16 protein-coding genes and 1 pseudogene are annotated in these 18,579 nt (G+C 39.9%); 8 read left to right on the top strand and 9 right to left on the bottom strand.

Going from position 1 to position 18,579, the window contains the following annotated elements; genetic code table 11:
• The first annotated feature begins 136 nt into the window (after positions 1 to 136).
• Both NSTC745_RS07045 and NSTC745_RS07040 read left to right on the top strand, forming a co-directional pair.
• Positions 137 to 304: a hypothetical protein gene (locus tag NSTC745_RS07045; RefSeq protein ID WP_445636512.1), complete on the top strand. Its 168-nt coding sequence runs from the start codon at positions 137 to 139 to the stop codon at positions 302 to 304.
• 329 nt (positions 305 to 633) lie between these two features.
• Complete coding sequence (locus tag NSTC745_RS07040) at positions 634 to 1,134, top strand: hypothetical protein (protein ID WP_445636511.1); 501 nt, start codon at positions 634 to 636, stop codon at positions 1,132 to 1,134.
• Between the two features lie 73 nt (positions 1,135 to 1,207).
• Here NSTC745_RS07040 and NSTC745_RS07035 read toward each other — a convergent pair.
• The 5 genes and pseudogenes from NSTC745_RS07035 to NSTC745_RS07015 all read right to left on the bottom strand — a co-directional run bounded on the left by NSTC745_RS07035 (position 1,208) and on the right by NSTC745_RS07015 (position 5,347).
• A pseudogene (locus NSTC745_RS07035) lies at positions 1,208 to 1,769 on the bottom strand (Uma2 family endonuclease).
• A gap of 3 nt (positions 1,770 to 1,772) precedes the next feature.
• On the bottom strand, positions 1,773 to 2,309 hold the full coding sequence (locus NSTC745_RS07030) for an IS630 family transposase (protein WP_445632652.1): 537 nt from the start codon (positions 2,307 to 2,309) through the stop codon (positions 1,773 to 1,775).
• Positions 2,310 to 2,361: 52 nt separating this feature from the next.
• Positions 2,362 to 2,634, bottom strand: a complete 273-nt coding sequence (locus tag NSTC745_RS07025; RefSeq protein WP_445632651.1) for a winged helix-turn-helix domain-containing protein — start codon at positions 2,632 to 2,634, stop codon at positions 2,362 to 2,364.
• A 19-nt stretch (positions 2,635 to 2,653) separates the two neighbouring features.
• The gene (locus NSTC745_RS07020) at positions 2,654 to 2,857 is read right to left on the bottom strand and encodes a hypothetical protein (RefSeq protein ID WP_445632650.1); all 204 of its coding nucleotides are present in this window, start codon (positions 2,855 to 2,857) and stop codon (positions 2,654 to 2,656) included.
• A 279-nt stretch (positions 2,858 to 3,136) separates the two neighbouring features.
• On the bottom strand, positions 3,137 to 5,347 hold the full coding sequence (locus NSTC745_RS07015; RefSeq protein ID WP_445636510.1) for a patatin-like phospholipase family protein: 2,211 nt from the start codon (positions 5,345 to 5,347) through the stop codon (positions 3,137 to 3,139).
• A gap of 498 nt (positions 5,348 to 5,845) precedes the next feature.
• Between NSTC745_RS07015 and NSTC745_RS07010 the strand changes: the two genes are divergently transcribed.
• The gene (locus tag NSTC745_RS07010; protein ID WP_445636509.1) at positions 5,846 to 6,676 is read left to right on the top strand and encodes a metallophosphoesterase; all 831 of its coding nucleotides are present in this window, start codon (positions 5,846 to 5,848) and stop codon (positions 6,674 to 6,676) included.
• A gap of 313 nt (positions 6,677 to 6,989) precedes the next feature.
• Entirely contained in the window at positions 6,990 to 7,823 is an 834-nt protein-coding gene (locus tag NSTC745_RS07005; protein ID WP_445636508.1) for a metallophosphoesterase, read from the top strand.
• Between the two features lie 585 nt (positions 7,824 to 8,408).
• Here the strand turns inward: NSTC745_RS07005 and NSTC745_RS07000 are convergent.
• Positions 8,409 to 9,137: a hypothetical protein gene (locus NSTC745_RS07000; protein ID WP_445636507.1), complete on the bottom strand. Its 729-nt coding sequence runs from the start codon at positions 9,135 to 9,137 to the stop codon at positions 8,409 to 8,411.
• Positions 9,138 to 9,965: 828 nt separating this feature from the next.
• Here NSTC745_RS07000 and NSTC745_RS06995 point away from each other — a divergent pair.
• Complete coding sequence (locus NSTC745_RS06995; protein WP_445636506.1) at positions 9,966 to 10,400, top strand: CVNH domain-containing protein; 435 nt, start codon at positions 9,966 to 9,968, stop codon at positions 10,398 to 10,400.
• Between the two features lie 139 nt (positions 10,401 to 10,539).
• On the opposite strand, the gene NSTC745_RS06990 is transcribed toward NSTC745_RS06995, so the two are convergent.
• Positions 10,540 to 11,148 carry a J domain-containing protein gene (locus tag NSTC745_RS06990; RefSeq protein ID WP_445636505.1) on the bottom strand — a complete coding sequence of 203 codons (609 nt, stop codon included), beginning with the start codon at positions 11,146 to 11,148 and terminating at the stop codon, positions 10,540 to 10,542.
• A gap of 29 nt (positions 11,149 to 11,177) precedes the next feature.
• Here NSTC745_RS06990 and NSTC745_RS06985 point away from each other — a divergent pair, with 29 nt between their 5' ends.
• On the top strand, positions 11,178 to 12,275 hold the full coding sequence (locus NSTC745_RS06985) for a tocopherol cyclase family protein (RefSeq protein ID WP_445636504.1): 1,098 nt from the start codon (positions 11,178 to 11,180) through the stop codon (positions 12,273 to 12,275).
• An 803-nt stretch (positions 12,276 to 13,078) separates the two neighbouring features.
• On the opposite strand, the gene NSTC745_RS06980 is transcribed toward NSTC745_RS06985, so the two are convergent.
• Positions 13,079 to 14,263 (bottom strand): sulfate ABC transporter substrate-binding protein, encoded by a 1,185-nt coding sequence (locus NSTC745_RS06980; RefSeq protein ID WP_445636503.1) that lies wholly within the window; start codon positions 14,261 to 14,263, stop codon positions 13,079 to 13,081.
• Positions 14,264 to 14,664: 401 nt separating this feature from the next.
• Complete coding sequence (gene dnaA, locus NSTC745_RS06975) at positions 14,665 to 16,047, bottom strand: chromosomal replication initiator protein DnaA (protein ID WP_445636502.1); 1,383 nt, start codon at positions 16,045 to 16,047, stop codon at positions 14,665 to 14,667.
• Positions 16,048 to 16,501: 454 nt separating this feature from the next.
• On the opposite strand from dnaA, the gene NSTC745_RS06970 reads away from it, so the two are divergent.
• Positions 16,502 to 17,734, top strand: a complete 1,233-nt coding sequence (locus tag NSTC745_RS06970) for an HhoA/HhoB/HtrA family serine endopeptidase (protein ID WP_445636501.1) — start codon at positions 16,502 to 16,504, stop codon at positions 17,732 to 17,734.
• A gap of 278 nt (positions 17,735 to 18,012) precedes the next feature.
• Positions 18,013 to 18,540, top strand: coding sequence for a peptide deformylase (gene def, locus NSTC745_RS06965; protein WP_445636500.1), 528 nt, complete (start codon positions 18,013 to 18,015; stop codon positions 18,538 to 18,540).
• The last annotated feature ends 39 nt before the right edge of the window (positions 18,541 to 18,579 follow it).

The raw sequence follows: 18,579 nt of genomic DNA, 5'->3' as shown, positions 1-18,579 counted from the left end.
ACTTACTTGTAAGCTCTATAATCTAGAATACAAGGTAGCACGTTTGTGTTATTTTTGAGGCTATTTATTTTTGAGAAAAACGCTTCAACAACACAAACTACGGCTACCTAACCTTATTATTACAGGAGTATTTCCTATGACTATTGAGCAACTTGCTATAGCGTCTATCTCTTTAATAGTTAAATGCTTGACGAAAGTGGGTGATGGTACTTTACAGAAAGTTGGTGAAGATATTTGGGATAAAATTAAGAACAAGTTCAGCAAAAATAATGACTTGCTAGCACAAGCAACAGTCAACAACTAAATAAAAACTCTCGAACTGAATTTTTAATTGAAGACATACAAACATCCTGGTTAATAAATAGGACTCAAAAATTAACATATATATTTAGTATTTGTCTAACGGGAGCAGTATTGGGTTGTCTTGGAGGTTTAATTGGGCTATCAATAAACGCTAGTTTCCCTTTTGTATTTTCAGATTTTGGATATCTCGAACCAATCTATAATCCTATTATTGGCAGTTTTATTGGAATTCTTTTAGGCTTCTCAGTATTACAGCTAGGTATACAAAATGTTTTTGAAACTATAGCTTTTTCCTGGGAGAGATTTCAAAAAAGTTTACTTAGCAGTATTATGAATGCATCTTTTATTTCATTAGTTCAATTCTTATTCTTGGGTAATAATTTGATTTGGACACTGAGTAGCTTTTTTTCAGCAGCATTATTATTGACAGTTGTGGCTTCATTTAGCGAACGCGATGTAGACAATAAAGTTTTACCTAATCAAGGCATTCGTCAATCTTTCAAAAATTCACTGATGTTTGCTGTAGTTTCATTTCCTTTTTCTGTAATACTAATGGTGTTTTCCCAAAATGCCCTCGGTTTTCCTTTTCGCTTAGAGTTCGTCCTAATTTTAGCGTCATGTTTACCAATATCCGCTGCTCTCTTTTATGGGGGGGCAACCTGTATCAATCACTTCACCATACGTCTCATACTCTACTGTAACGGCTGGCTTCCCTGGAATTATGCACGCTTTCTCGACTACTGTACTGAGCGTTTATTACTGGAACGAGTGGGTGGACGTTACCGCTTTATCCACAAAATGCTACAAGACCATTTTGCAGCTATAAGTTAGAATTTTTATACATAAACTAGACTACACCAGCTTGAAAAATCTGGTTTGGGGTGAGATTCAATTCGGGAAAAGTTTAAGAGACGATGCGTTGTTTACCGCCGCAGGCATCGCTTTCTCGAAACTTGCTTATTTGATATTCTCCATCAACCAAGTTACAAACGGTGATTGTCGGTTGCTTGGGGTTACCGATAAAATTACGTCCACCCAAGGCAGCATAATCGACAATCCAATATTCAGGAATACCCATCTCCTCGTAATCAGCATATTTTAAATAGTAATCGTCACGCCACTTGGTTGATACAACCTCAATTACCAAAGTATCGATGCACCCAGGCTAACGGTAGATTGTTTTTTCCATAATGGTTCGTTTGCCAGATTTGCACGGTTTAGCACCAAGAGATCTGGGAAGTAAGCAGAATCTTTTTCAGGTGGTCTAACGATAGCTTGGTTCGGCATCAAGTAGGGCAATCCTAAACGTTCGATTTCAACAGCAATTTCGACACTTAAAAATCCTTTAACTTCTTCGTGTTTCCTACTGGTTGCGCCATCTCAACAATTTTTCCCTGATGTAGTTCGTAGCGTACTCGGCGATTTTCAGGTAGCCAATCGACAAATTTCTCAAAGGTAATACCAATTCTTTATGAAGCTGCGCTAAATAAGGCTTCAAGAATAAAGTCGTAAGAAGTGAGAGAGGCAATCATCGAAGGTGTAATTTCTTTGAGGACATCAGTTAACTTGTGCTGTAGTTGTGTGAGAGTTTTACAATTTTCCCATTGGAGTTGAGATTTGAGAAATTCCCAAAACCGCTCAATTGGGTTGAGTTCAGGAGAGTGAGGAGGTTGAAAAATCGGGATAATGTTATCTGGGATATCGAGAGCTTTAGCTTTGTGGAAAGATCCTTGGTCGAACTGGATAACCGCAATATCATCACCAAGATCAGCAGATAGCAACTTCAAAAAGTGTTGAAAACAATCAGCATTCAGGTAGGGGAACTCATAGAAAAAGCTGTATCCACTTAGAGGTTCTACAACTCCGTATAAATAAAAATTTTCACGTTGCCATTGACTTAAGCCTACAGGTTTAACTCCTCTAGCTGTAATCAAACGTCCTGCAATTGTCTTTAATCCTAAACGTGTTTCATCCTGACCGGAGGCGGAGCGTCTCCGGCTCCGCACAAGTACCTCAATCGTTTCCCCGCTCCAAATTCCTCCTGCAAGAATTTGAATGCTAAAGGCAGTTTTTTTTAAAGTGAGATAGACTTTGTGGGTGTTGTTTGGTACTTTGAGGACGAGGCACTTTTAACTTCGCACCCAAACGCTGGCGAACAATTTCATAGACTGTTTTGTAGGCAAGTGAAACCCCTAATTCGCTCTTGAGCCATTGTTGAATTTGGCCATAGCTAGTAAACCCAGATGGCTCCTGTAACCGCTGTTCCAAGCGTTCTAAGTCTGAACCAATAATGCTCGGAGCTTTTCCGGGTGCATGTTTGACTTCAAGCAAGCCCCTTGTTCCTTGATCTTTATACTTCCTTACCCAACGAGTTATGGTTGCTACCAGAGCGTCCTAAACGTTCTGCAAGCGATCGCCTGCTGCTAACTTGACCACTCTTGAGCCAATAGAGCATTTGTAATCTTTCTTTACTGCTTGCCGTGGTGGCATGTTTGACAGCTTTCTCCAATTCTTCTTGGCTTTCTGAAATCTCAATTTGGAATGGACGACTCATCACAAAGTTACTCAATGCACCCATCTATAAGTTTGACCTAGTTTGGCGCATCTTCATACAGAATTGGTATTACTTGCTTGGGTATGGCTTGAGTCATAAATGATAGAGAATTACTGCTGATAGAAATATTATCTCTGCTTTTCTACTTTTAGAATAATGCAGTACTTTTAATTAAAGGGCGATCGCACTTACACTTGTGATGGTTTGTAAATGCGATCGCCATAAATTTCAAATCGAAAATCCTATTAATTTTGAGATATTTTTCTATTTATCCCACAATCAAATACTAGAGATACCCGATTTTTTGATATCTCGCATATTCCAGGTTTCATGCCACAGGTTTTTGATTTTTTGAATTGTTCCTTTTTCGTCTCTTTTTATTACCGTCCAACCATCTTTAATAGCTTGTTTCTCTCTATCAGTTAATTTCCAAGATAAAGGTGGTTGATAGCGACCATTTTTGTAAAATGCAGCTATGCCAGATTTTTCATTTATGTCAGACAAGGAGGGAAAAAAGATAGGAAAGTATTTGATATCCACCTTATTCTGCCATTTTGCTGCCAGAAATTCAGCTTCTTGTGCATTTCGAGATGCCAAAATTGGATCGCGTACCTTGAAAAGTGTTAGTAATGGCCCGATAGTCGCCATAAACCAGCCACCATCGCCTCTAACGTTTTCAGTTGCAGGAGATTCTGGAAAAGGATTGATTTGTAATATCAAAACTCGTTTGATATTTAAATTATTTTCAAGCCATCGATTTAAATTTACATCCAGCCATTCTGCTGCCGTTACAAAGCCAGAATTATCGAAATACCCTCCATCCGCAACGTGATAATTTTGATTGGGAATATTTACATTGGCACGACAGATAGGAGAAACATAGGGAAAAGTTGCTGATAATCTTGCAGCCGTAACAACATTCATATCATAATCATATTTTCCATAAAGACTATTAAAGTCTGTATACTTTTTATCCAAAACATCACCAAATGTCATTGGAGTAATTAAAAACCGACAACCATTTTCGACTAATGTGGCATTAAATACAGGAATAGGAATTTCGCCATCAAAAACCTGTTTTCGCCAGGTTGCTAAGGTTTTGCTCTTTTGGGGTTCCTTGAATTCTGCTTGCCAGTCTGTCTCAACTGCTGTACCGCGATCGAACTTTGAGCGAATCAGGAAGGGAAAGCCGATGAATCGCCATAAGTCTAAATAGGTCAAACCCCAACCAACGGCATCCAAACTATCTGTGGTAGCAGCATTAAAACTCTCTGTGGTCGGCTCTTTTATAGTTATCTCTTTTCCGTCTTTGAAAATTGTCTTTGTTTCTTCTTTTAAGAAACCATCTTGAAATCGGTCTAAGTAATACATTGACCCTACCGAACCACCTGAAACAGAACTAATCAAACCAATTGCTTTGGTAAATGATTGTCCTAATTCTTCTTGAAGGCCAGCCAAAACTTCTACTGTCCATCCTGCTGCTTGAATACCGCCACCACTGGCACAAACAATGACTAAAGTTTTTTCTTGATGTTGATGTTTGAGACGTTGTTCTAGCACTTGTTGGAAGTCACTAGACTCGCTATCAATTTTCTTTTTGTCGTCGTCGTATTCGCTATTCTTCAACGATTCGAGTTGAAAAAAGTGATTAACATCAAATACTAAATAGCTTAATCCAGAGAAAAGAATAAAGAAAACCAACACGGGAATCCGAAAGTAGTCAAGATAGAATGTGGCTGCTCCAAAAATAATTACCATCGTGGAGACGATGAGTAACACATATAAAAGAGCAGGTGCTTCTGGTCGATTGGATTGTGGTCTGGGATTAAAACGCAAACCAACTATAATATAGATAGCTACTCCAACGATAAAATAAGCAATTGCTCTCAGATGCCCCGCAGTTAATTCACCAGTTTCAGCATTGATATAGCCAGCATAATCATTTCTGGTGACGAAATCAAAGATGCCAAAAAATATCTTTTTTACAAAATTATTTGAATTTAACCAATTAGTGAATAAACTAATAATAAGTAATAGGAGAACGCTTAATAGCGCACCTACAATTGTTGCCCATTGTATTTCTGCTTTTTTTAGCTTCTCTTGGGACAGGTCAATTGCAACGATGCAAATATATAAGCTTAATAAAATACCTATTCCATATTGCCAAAGTTCAGGAATTTTGATTGTTGCTGGCACACCAAAGCGAGCCGTTGCGTTGTCCAAAATGATAGATGCAACTAAAATTACTGAAGTTCCGGCTCCAATTGCGCTCACAATTACAGTTGCCAATTGCCATTTGTCACGAAGTACAAATAGATTTTTCAAGATGGCTGGTAGCCAATCTTTGGCAAGTTTAGGCAAAAGTAGCAGAAATAAACCTAGTAATATCGGTAGACGGAGGAAGAAAAGATATTTCCAGACACCATCTGAATTTGCTAGCCATGTTGATAAAAGTAACAGGAATGGCAACAAACCAATTAATTTTTTCATATTGTCATTTTGTGATTATTTGAACCATATTGATTCAGTTGCATATTAACTTCCAAGGATAATTTTTGGTCGTTATCCAAAGTCATACACCCAAAGCGATCGCACTGTCGGTGAGAAAAGGTGAGTTATCGGGACTTAAACAAAAATTGAGATAAAAAGAAAGTATAATGCTTAATTAGCATAGCTTTCACGTTCAACGGCTAAAATCAACACCATTGCGTTCAGTTTAACCATTGAGTTTCACCCACTTGACAAGACTCTAATTTTCTTAACTTGACACCAATGACATCTTGTCCGCCCTAAGCATTGGGCAGACAAGACGCCTAGCCCACAAGTAGTAGTAATTTACTTCTTGATAATCGCCACCTCTGTAAGTATAAATACGCCACAATCTATAGCTTTCATGAAATTTTCAACAAGTTCCATTGGTTCCTACACACAATTCGGCGATGTTCCGCTAAGCTATAAGCTCTATGATTATGGTTTATTGAACGTATTATGCATTGGTTGTTATCTGGGCCGTTGAGTACAGAAAAATTGACGGTTAAGATTGCAGGATTGCCTGCACCGTTACAAGGTAAGAAGTTGGTGCAGTTGTCAGATTTTCATTACGATGGTTTGCGGTTGTCGGAAGATATGCTAGAGAAAGCGATCGCACTTAGCAACGAAGCTGAACCAGATTTAGTTTTATTGACAGGCGACTTCGTAACTGACGATCCCGAACCAATTCACCAATTAATACTTCGACTCAAACATCTGCAAAGTAACTCTGGGATTTATGCTATTCTTGGCAACCACGACATAATTCACAAGGATGCAAAAGCAGAAATCACCAAGGCGTTAACTAGCATTGGAATTCACGTCCTATGGAACGAAATTGCCTATCCACTGGGAGAACAATTACCACTAGTGGGACTGGCTGACGCTTGGTCGCGGGAATTCAATCCTGGGTTAGTGATGAACCAGCTAGACCCAAACACACCCTGCATTGTTTTATCTCATAACCCAGATACTGCGGAGATATTACAAAAGTGGCGAGTCGATTTACAATTATCCGGTCATACTCACGGCGGTCAAATCTGGATTCCTGGATTTGGGCCAGCGGCCTTGGTTTACAACAAAATTGCCAAAAAAATACCCAAAAAAATACGGCGTCGGGCGCGATTTTTGGAAGAAAATGCCACTGTAGTCAGCCATTGGGAATGGGCGCGGGGTTTCCATCGCTTAGGAAAAAATCAGCTATACGTCAATCGTGGCTTAGGAACTTACCTCCCTGGACGCTTATTTTGCCGCCCAGAAGTTACTATAATCACCCTACAAAGTGAGTGAGGAATATCTAAATTCCATATGAAACAGCTTAATTTCAGTTACTATCCTGACTCACGATTAGCTACAAATTCAATCAAGACGCGCTTAGTTTAGCTTGAGAATCTAAGCCAGTTAATTACAGTGCTTCTCAACCGAGAGAACTATACCGCTTCCTATTGGCTACTGCCTATTCCCCATGTCCATCGCGGCTGAAATACCTGAAAACTGCTGTAATTATATTTGGAATAGATGACATAAATTATTGCAATTTATCAAGTTGCATTTTGATTTTTGGTAAGCTGTAAGCGCTGGTATGAGGAGTATCGGTTGGCTTATGCATTGGTTGTTTACAGGACATTTAAGAGTAGATAAAGTAACGGTTAAGATTGCGGAACTTCCAAGATCTTTAGAAGGTACAAAGCTGGTACAACTGTCAGATTTTCACTACGATGGTTTGCGGCTATCGGAAGATATGTTAGCAAAAGCGATCGCACTTACTAACGAAGCTGAACCAGATTTAATTGTATTAACTGGTGACTACGTAACTGATGACCCGACGCCTATTAATCAATTGGTGCTGCGATTAAAACATTTGCAAAGTCGCTGTGGTATTTACGCCGTTTTGGGCAATCACGATATTTATTACAGCCACTCTCAAGCAGAAGTTACAAAAGCGTTAACTAGCATTGGAGTGCATGTGCTTTGGAATGAAATCGCCTATCCACTAGGAAAAGAATTACCACTAGTAGGACTAGCTGATTATTGGTCGCGGGAATTCCACCCTGCGCCAGTCATGAATCAATTAGATTCTGTTACGCCCCGCATTGTTTTATCCCATAACCCAGATACAGCCAAAATATTGCAACAATGGCGCGTAGATTTGCAATTATCTGGTCATACCCACGGCGGTCACATCGTAATTCCCGGCATTGGGCCTTTGGTATTTTATTATAAAAAGCTTCTCAAGAAAATTCCCAAAAAATTACGGCGTTGGCTAACACTTTTACTAGGAGATTGCTCGAAAGTCGTGCGATATTGGGAATGGGCGCAAGGATTTCACAATGTGGAAGAAAATCAATTATATGTCAATCGTGGTTTAGGAACTTATAAACCAGGACGCCTATTTTGTCCGCCAGAAGTGACTGTTATTACGTTAATTAGTCATTAGTCATTGGTCATTAGTCATTAGTTTAAATAAACCGTAAATGACAAGGGCAAAGGACGGTGCTTACTGGTCAGAGTGCAATTTGAATGCATAATACTCAAAACAGAAACCGCCTGAAGCTACGATGGATAGATATCGGTAGCTTGGGCGGTTTCTTGAAGATTGGATAATTCAGAGCTAATTAATTCAACTAACGTGGACACTACTCGCGATCGCTTTACGGAAAGTTGACATCCTTAATATACATTCCAACTAGGTAGGCATTTTCTGGCTGTGCGTTCTAAAACCTCCAAAATTACTCGATGAACACAAGGCTAAAACACATTCAACGGATGCCACAACCAAAGAGCGATCGCTCTAAAATTAGAGCAGGAGGTACAGGCTCTAACTTAAAAGTTTTACTTAACTTTTAACCTGTTTGTACCTTGTTCTTAATCTAGCACCACAGTTGTTCAACTTGGTTAAATATTTACTAAAATTCAATACCATTAATTTTTTGCAATAATCCTGAAATATTGCTTAAAAATTAGCCCACTTGTTGTTGGTGTGAATACCAGCATTGTCAAGTGGGCTGAAAAATCAGAACTACTATTGAGCAGAATTCTCTGGGGAATCGCTATTAGATGTACTGTTTGGCTGTTCTACACCTTGAGGTTTAGTGGTTTTAGAGGTGTCGCTTTGAGTATCTGGAGTAGTGGTATTAGTAGAACTATCCTTCTGGGAAGTAGGAGTCTTAGTACTTGGACTAGTAGTTTGCTCTTGGGTACTATTGGGGGTTGATTGGGTTCCAGAAGGCGCTGGTTGCTGGGGTGGAACAGTGATATTAATATTATTTGGTTGGGGTGGTGCAGATGGAGGAGCAGCCTGTTGTTGTGGAACAGGAACAGGAACGGGTACTTCCCTAGTTCTTTCGATGATTGTCGTTTGTGGTTGAGGAGATTCTGTAGGGGTTGGGTTGCTATTAACCGGTGCAGGGGTTGTGACAGGCGTACTATTTTCAACTGCTGCGTTATTAACTTGGTTAAAGTACCACAGACCACCAATAATTAAGCCAGATAAGGACGTAATGATAATACCCATCAGCAAACCATTACTAGTATTATTGTCATCCCGTTCGGCTAAATTAACTTCTTGGTATCTACGCTCAGCATTTCGACCTTGCACGTAACCGTTTTGGTACGAGCTGGGATTAGTTGTGTTGTTGTTAACTGTTTCAGTGGTTCGTGTCAGGTGGGTATGAGTATTACCATTAGTACCAGTGTAAGTTTCTTGTCTAACTTCACTGTTTTTTGTTTCGCGTTCATTGGGAATAGACATAGCTTTTGGTTTCACTCCTCGATAGGATATTTAGAAACTAAAGTTTATAAAAACAAGGGATTTTGACGATGTGAAAAATGTGTGTTGCTGATAAAAATTGAGTTTTATTTAGCTACCCAACCGTTGGTAATTCTGAGAATAACCTCTGCGATTAGCCAAGTGGCTCTATCTCTAGTAAGTTAATACTTCATCAAAAGAAAGAATATCCTAGAGATAGATGTTATTAAACTGTTAGCTGATATTCAAGTCTGAGTATAGACAGTAAGCAATAGGCAATAGGTTAATGCAAGATTAAAGCAGGGAAAATTTTTTCCAAAATCAAATAACAGTCCTATATAACTAGCAAGATACTGAACATTGGGATTAAAAGCGATCGCTCATATCAAGAAATTAGCAGCAAATCTAACTTTATTTTTTTAACATTAGTATTAATTTTCAAGCATATTAAAGTGATTTTCATTTGATGCAAGTACAGCATTACCCCCGTTTGTGGCAATCATTAAATTCCTATTAAATAATTTAAGACATTTAAGACATTTAAGACAGTTAGGACAGTTAAGACATTTAAGACAGTTAAGACAGTTAGGACAGTTAAGACATTTAAGACAGTTAAAAAATTCAATCAAAAAACAAGTTAATAATTTGTAACCTGCTGTATTCTTGATCTTTCAATACTTGCACAAATTATTTTCTTAACTGTCTTAACTGTCCTTGTATCTTTACAAGCGAAATATTAAGCTTTCGGTGCAAAGTTTTTGTGATTGAGGTGTAAGCAACTATTCACCAAATATTACACCCATTTCAAGTTAAATTTGACGAGGCAAAAAAATGAGAACACTATCACTACTTTTGAAGATTACAGTTACCTTTTTGTTTACTGTTTGTCTGTCTTTGAATTTGGTAACTGGCAAGGCATGGGCGGTAGGTCAATTTAGCAGCACCTGTAAAGCAATCAGCGTCATTAATCAGGTAGGACAACCATCCGTATCAGCAACCTGCAAAAAAAACGATGGTTCTTATGTAGACACTTCCATTCAATTAAATCCCTATCTTGGCAATAATGGCAGCGGATTGTTATCCTGGGGTAAACAAAATGTGGGATTCGGATGCTACGACTTCGCTGTATCAAATGACGGTGTGCTTAATGCTAAATGTTTTGATTTATCAAAAGGTAAGAATCAAACTGAAGAAACAGATGTTGCAACGTCTATTGATTTGGACGATCGTGTCGCCAACATTGATGGACAGCTAAAGTACGAATAAAAGTGTAGTTTAAATACAGCACAATACGATTCAGTTAAGATAGATTATAAGGGCACAGCATGATTAAAAGATTGTACATGCTGTGTCTTTATAATTTATGGTTTAACAATTTTGAGCTTTTAGTTGCTAATTTAGCATCTCATATCCAACGCCGATTTAGCCGCAGTAAAGATTTGATTCCCTGACAAAATCTTGTTAGCAGTTTAGGCTTTGATACACGTCTTGGTGATGACGAACTACGAGCAAAACCCGGATTTCTTATCTCTTGTTCTAACTCTCTGGCTTTATTTAAATCTGAAGTGGCTCTATATTCGTATCCCAGTTGAGAGCAAATTAACCCGCGATATTTATATGCATCTATATAGTGAGGATTGAGACGAATTGCATGGGTAAAATCAGCGATCGCATCCTCATATCTTCCTTGGGTAGCATTCTCTAGTCCTAAAGTATAAAAAGCTTCTGCATCCCAACGTTTGACAGATACTTTTGTAGGGTTTTTCGGCGAAGATGGGGATGGATTTACAGTAGTGGGAGGCTTGGATGAGTATTCAGACTTGAGCTTGTTGTAAGCTGCGTTGATTTTTTTGATTTTTTCTTCTGCTTCCTGTTTTTGGCTTTGATTAAAAAAGCGATCGGGATGCCAAACTTTCACCAGTTTACGGTAAGCTCGCTTCAGCTGTGCTGGCGATGCACCGGGTTCCAACTCCAAAATTTCATAAGCATGATAAATGTCAAGATCGTCGCGCATACTGAAAAAATCAGCAACTATGTAAATCCATGTTAACTATTCCCCTAAATTTCCTTGCGTCAACCCAAACACCCCATTCTGGTTATCACTGGGATGGAAGTAGTCGCCGCTTTTTTGAAGGCTGGTATTATCGTGTCACTTTACCGGAAATTGGGCAAACATTCGCCTTTATGTACTCCATCGAAGATCCCATCGGCGATAAACCTTACAGCGGCGGTGCAGCCCAAATCCTGGGCCCCGATGATGAGTATTTATGCCGTACTTTTCCCGATGTAAATAAATTCTGGGCTAGTCGTGATGTTTTGGGTTTAGGGCATTGGGGTAAGACTGATTTGCAAATTTCTCCGCTGTACCTGCTACCAACGGAGTTTGAACATTATGTTCGAGAAGGCTATCAAGCTACAGCGACATTAAATCAGGGAATTATCCGCGATCGCGCCACCAATAATTATTGCCGTTGGCAGTATGAAATTCAACCAGTATACGGCTGGGGCGATCGCGATAGCATTCAGCAGTCAACCGCAGGCTGGGTGTCATTTTTGCAGATTTTTGAGCCTGGATGGCAAATTTTGATGGCTCACGGATTAGCCACAGGTAAAATTGACTGGAATGGCAAAATTTACGAATTCACCAACGCGCCAGCTTACGGCGAAAAAAATTGGGGTGGTGCTTTTCCCCAAAAATGGTTTTGGCTAAATTGTAATTGCTTTGAGGGCGAACCAGACTTAGCCTTAACTGCTGGCGGCGGACGGCGGGGTGTATTGTGGTGGATGGAATCTGTAGCAATGATTGGTTTGCACTATCAAGGCAAATTTTATGAATTCGTTCCCTGGAATTCTCAAGTCCATTGGGAAATTCAGCCTTGGGGTAAATGGCAAATGAAAGCTACTAACTCCAATTACGAAATTGAATTGACAGGAACCACCGATTTATCTGGTACACCCCTACGTGCGCCCACAGCCGAAGGTTTAAGATATTGTTGCCGGGACACAATGCAAGGAAAGCTCAATTTAGAATTACGAAAAATAAATGGGACAAAATCTCAAATTATCCTCAAAGCACAAAGTTTTCTTTGTGGTTTAGAAGTCGGCGGTCAGCCTTGGGACAACTGTTGGCAGTCTCAGTAAAAATGCTATAATCACCAACATGGCATTTTTTGGGGCTGTAGCTCAGTTGGATAGAGCGAGCGCCTCCTGAATAATCGGGCACCATAAGGGAAACTTTATGAGTGAATGTGGTTGAATTCGGTGAACCCTAAAGAGTGAAAATTTCCTTCTTTTAATATGCTTGTGCGATCGTAAAAAGTTTCACAGGAACTATTGATAGAAAGTAGGAGTGGTTGTGTGTTTACCACAGTGTTGACACTCCACGGGAATACCGAGCCAAGCTTGATTAAATTCAAGAAGGTGTAGAGACTAGGTAGCCACCACCTAAAGGCTAAAAGCCTATGGTGAAGGTATAGTCCAGAGAGTGGGGAAACTCACACAAATCTGAAGCGCTAGGTCGTGCGTTCAAGTCGCACCAGTCCCGTTAGGATAATTCGTAATTCGTAATTAAGATGTATTAGCGTGTCAAGCTTAAAATAGTGCATTAGTAAACTATATGTGGGGTGGGCATCCTGCCATTGGTGTCAACTTAACGTCAAAACATTGTAATGACGTTATATCAAACTTAACTCAATTACCAATTAGTCCGGACTTACCCCACCCCGGCTTTGCTGACGCAAAACCTCCCCTCCCCTTAGCAAGGGGAGGGGATTGAGGGGTGGGGTAAACGGCTGTGGGAAAAAGCTTTGGGCTTAAGTTGACACCAATGGCATCCTGCCCGCCCGGACGGTTGAGGACACCCATCCCACAATAAAATTTATTGCAACATTTTAGTCTTGTCACGCTACTACAATTTTTGCATCAATTTAGACTTGCCAGTTTGTTTACACCTCTTTTAACTGAATCTTACTTTTTATTTGGTCAAAGATAGCACCTTCATTAAAGAATTGTTTTTGAATTTTCTCCCATCCTCCCAAATCTTGAGCTTTGAAAAGAGTTTTGATTTTTGGATATTTGCTTTCTACTTCTTTGGCAATTGTGGGATCGACAGAACGAAATCCTAATTTGACAAACTCTCGTTGTGCCTCTGGAGTGTAAAGAAATTTCACAAATGCTTCTGCAACTAAACGAGTTCCATGTTTATCGGCATTTGTATCTACAACAGCTACAGGATTGTCAATAGAAATATTCACATCAGGCACTACATACGAAAATTTTTCACCATTTTGTGCTGATAAAATCATCTCATTTTCATAGTTGAGCAAAGCATCACCCTCACCTTTTTTAAAGAAGAGTTCAGTGGCATTGCGAGCAGTTTTTGGCAGCACAGGTACGTGTTGATAAACATTGGAGATGAAGTTTAATGCTTGAGCCTCGTTTTTACCAGTTTTGATTGCTGAACCCCAAAGTCCAAGAAAGTTCCAACGTGCGCCACCAGATGTTTTGGGGTTAGCTGTAATTAACTGAACCTGATTTTGTGTTAGGTCTGTCCAAGTTTTGATATTCTTGGGATTATTTTGACGAATAGCGATCGCTCCCACAGATTGAGTAAGTATTGCATCATTAGGCGCTTCTTTCTCCCAACCCTGTTTAATCAAACCTGCTTGAACTAATTTATCAACATCAAGAGCAAGCGACAAATGTACTACATCAGCTTCTAACCCATCAATCACAGCTAATGCTTGGGAACCAGAACCTTCATAACTCTCGTCAAAAGTGACATCTTGCTGATGTTCTTTCTTCCACTGTTGTACAAATTTGGGAATAATTTGCTTATACGCTTCACTGGTAACTGAGTAAGAAACAAGCGTGAGCTTGACATTATCCTTGGCAGTAGAATTAACACTACCTGTATCTGTATTTGGTGACGAACAAGCTGTCATCGCTACACTCAAGCTAACTCCGATAAAAAATAGACTAATAAAGCTCCATAAATAACGTCTATGCAGCCAACTTCTAATAGAACGGAGGTGCGATTTTTTGATAGCTCGTACAGATTTGATAGTATAAATTTCAACCAACTCAATCAAGCGTCTGACCAAATGAGAAGTTTTTAGCCACTGGTTCATCAATTTTTTTCCTCAAACTGCGGTAAATGCGGCGGAATATAGTAGTTTCAGGAATTATAGAACAGTAGTTAAGGTTACATAACCTTTTGTTAACCTAATTTTAGATTGTCAAAAGTGCAAAACTTTGACCTTTAACTTTTACCTGCTTACCTGTGGAAAACTTGTGGAAAAACATCCTAGTTTTTCCACAAGGTAATTATACTTAATTAAGTTTAATTAAAAAAACTTCAAGTTTTCCACAGATTTTTCCCCAAAAAACTAAGATTTTTCCACAATCTAAGTTAAATTTAATCAATCTTTATACGTTACTTAATATTTTCGACCAATTGTTTAGCTATCAAGGCTTAATGATTAAGGCGCGGGTTGTGGAAAACTTCAAATTCAGAACTATGAATTCAGAATTAGGATGATTTTTGGGAGCGGCTAGTCATATTAATGCGATCGCTCAGTTGGCGTAGTGTTTGTGCTAAAGTGCGATCGCTCTCTTGGAGTTGAGCAATTTTGTCACAACTGTAGATCGCTGTTGTATGGTCTTTACCACCAAACTCTTCCCCAATTCTGGGCAAACTCAAAGATGTGTGTTGACGCATTAGATACATACCAATTTGACGCGCCCAGCTGATTTCCCGGCGTCGCGAGTTACCTTTAAGATCGTCAACTGAAACATCAAAATTATCAGCGACAACTTTCAAAATTATTTCTGGAGTAGCCACCACTTTTTCATTCGGCGGCCCTAAAACTGGTGCGATATTTTCCACAGTCATCGCTAAACCCCAAATAGAAATATAAGCCAACGCCCGAATTAAAGCTCCTTCTAATTCTCGAATATTAGAAGTATAGTTAGAAGCTATATACTCAACCACATCGCGTGGCAAGCGAATATTTTCATACTCAGCTTTTTTCTGGAGAATTGCCATTCTCGTTTCTAAATCCGGCGTTTGAATATCTGCGATTAACCCCATAGAAAACCGAGAACAAAGACGTTCTTGTAAACTAGGAATTTGGTTTGGAGGACGGTCAGAAGCAATCACAACTTGCTTCCCAGCTTCATGTAAAGTATTAAAAGTATGAAAAAATTCTTCTTGGGTATATTCCTTACCTTCCAGAAACTGAATATCATCAACTAATAAAACATCAGCGGCTCGATAATGCTCTCTAAAACTTTGCATACTATCCTGACGAATCGCTGTAATTAAATCATTAGTAAACTGTTCGGTAGAAACATAAAATATTTTACAACCGGGAGAAATTTCCCAGCGATAATGACCAATGGCTTGCATCAGATGAGTTTTTCCCAAGCCAACGCCGCCACATAAAAATAAAGGATTAAACTCTCTCCCCGGATATTCTGCAACTGCTAAAGAAGCAGCATGAGCCATGCGATTATTCGCACCGACTACAAAACGCGAAAAAACATATTTAGAGTTTAATTCCGTAGTTTTTTGAATATTATGAGAAACGGATTCAGAAATATTGGTAGGATTTGGTGATTCCCAAGAAACCTCCCGTTCGTTAACATGAGAAACTTCATCACCTTGAGCAACAGTAATGTAAATTTCCACAGGATAACCCAAAATATCTTGTACTACATGAGCAATGGTGTTTACATAATACTTCTGCAACCAATTACGAGCAAATGGGTTAGGAGTACGTATCACCAAGCAATTATTTTCCAATCGCTCCGCACTAGCAGTTTTTATCCAAGTTTCAAAGGTAGGTCGGGATAGCTCAAGTTTTAGGCGCTCTAGTACCTGAGTCCACAGATTTTCTATGGAAATTTCCATAATCCACCACCTTTGCTCCTAATCGTCACAATAGAAGAGAAAGCACCAATTTACCATCGAGATACCCTAGACCTAGAACAAGCTTTTAAGTTGTAATCATTTTGGGACATACCTGGTAGGCAATATCCTAACACCCACTGGCCAAACTGAGTACTGGGTATTAAGTTTTTAAACTTAATACTGAGTCACCTGACACATAGCTCAATAGACCTCTTGCTTTCATTGCTTTTTGCAAGAGGTGGGAAAAGGTTAAAGGAGAAAGGAGAAAGGGAAAATACCAAACCTTTCCCCCTTTCCCCTTTCCCTTTTCCCGACTTCTGCAAGAAGTCTAATGCTTGTAAGGTCTTTTAACTCAGCACAGGCTAAACTCCCCCAACAAAGCTAACACCACTCTTGTACAGACACGATGAATCGCGTCTCTAGCACTCTCATTGACACGGAGAAGCAACGACACATGAAGACAACAAACCATGACTTAACATTCAAAAATATTAATACCAGGGTTTTGCCCCACAGGTTGTGGATGCTCTCAATAGTGATGTTGCTGGGGAGCTGCTCTCTTCTAAGAGCCAAAACCTTTGAGAGTCAACAAACCGATCCTCAACCTCAAAACACAATTGCTCCCAATCCGATAATTGCTCCTCCACCAATTATCTCATCGTCTGGAGATCCTAATTTTGTGGTAAAAGTGGTGCAAAATGCGGGGTCTGCGGTAGTTAGGATTGATTCTTCCAGAACAATTACTTCTCGCGTACCAGAAGAATTTAACGATCCTTTATTTCGGCGCTTTTTTGGAGACGCAGTACCACAGCCGAGACAACGAGTAGAGCGGGGTAGCGGTTCTGGATTTATTATTAATTCCTCTGGTCAAATTTTGACCAATTCCCATGTAGTAGACGGTGCCGATCGAGTGACTGTTACGCTTAAAGATGGTCGGACTTTTGACGGCAAAGTTTTAGGTGAAGACCCAGTAACGGATGTAGCTGCGATTAAAATTGACGCCAATAACTTACCAACGCTGGCCGTAGGGAACTCAGATGTTTTACAACCAGGAGAGCCAGTAATTGCCATTGGTAACCCATTAGGCTTGAATAATACCGTAACTTCTGGGATTATTAGTGCTACAGGTCGTTCTAGTAGCGATATTGGCGCTAGTGATAAGCGGGTTGATTACATCCAAACCGATGCTGCCATTAACCCCGGTAATTCTGGCGGGCCGCTACTAAATGCTCGCGGTCAAGTAATAGCTATGAACACAGCCATCCTCCGAGGCGCTCAAGGTTTGGGCTTCGCGATTCCCATCAACACCGTGCAAAGAATTGCCCAAGAATTAATCGCCAAAGGCAGAGTCGATCATCCATATTTAGGCGTGCAAATGGTGACACTGACACCAGAAAACAAAGAAAGAATCAAAAATATCGCAGGCGATCGCCTAAAATTAACAGCAGATGAAGGTGTTTTACTCGTCGAAATTGTACCGCGATCGCCCGCATCCGTAGCTGGACTTAGAGCAGGTGATGTGATTAAAAGCATTAATAAGCAGCCTGTTACTAAAATTGAAGAAGTACAGAAGCTAGTAGAAAATAGCAAAATCGGTACTACCCTACCAATAGAAGTAGAACGCAATGGGCAAATTGTCCAAGTAGCAGTCCGACCTGCTCCTTTACCTGTAAGACGTGAAGGATAAAGGAGTGGGGAGGTGGGGAGATAGGGAGATGGGGAGATGGGGAGGTGTGGGAGGTATGGGAGGAAAGGGAAGCATAAATTCTCTTTCTTTCCCCACTCCCGACACTTCCCCATCCTCCATTCCCCCACACTCCCCACACCACAAGACGATAATTTGTCAACCACATAATTCAATGAAGTATAAATTCTCTTTCTCCCCATCTCCCCATCTCCCCATCTCCCCATCTCCCCATCTCCCCGTCTCCTCATCTCCCCATTCCTAAAGAAAGGAGTTTTTACATGTCTGAACCAATCATTCAATTAGGCAATCCCACACTGCGCCAAAAAGCTGCTTGGGTTGACAATATCCAAGATCCAGGTGTCCAAAAATTAATCGATGACTTAATGGCTACTGTTGCCAAAGCTAACGGCGTGGGAATTGCTGCGCCCCAAGTTGCACAATCCTATCGTTTATTTATTGTGGCTTCCCGCCCTAATCCCAGGTATCCCAACGCCCCAGAAATGGAACCTACTGCTATGATTAATCCTAGAATCATTGGTCACTCAACCGAAGTTGTCAAAGATTGGGAAGGTTGTTTAAGTGTTCCAGGTATTAGGGGCTTAGTTCCTCGGTATAAAAGTATCGAAGTCGAATACAGCGATCGCCAAGGCAATCTACAAAAGCAAGAATTAAGCGATTTCGTCGCTCGTATATTTCAACACGAATATGACCACCTCGACGGCATCGTATTTGTAGACCGCTTAGAAAACACTCTCGATATGATTACTGAGCAAGAATACCAACAACGAGTAGTTAACAATACTTAATTCCAAAATAATTCTTGGGGATGATAGTTAACAGAAAGT

This window comes from Nostoc sp. DSM 114161, from assembly GCF_052692665.1.
This window is presented reverse-complemented; position numbering and strand designations above follow the sequence as displayed.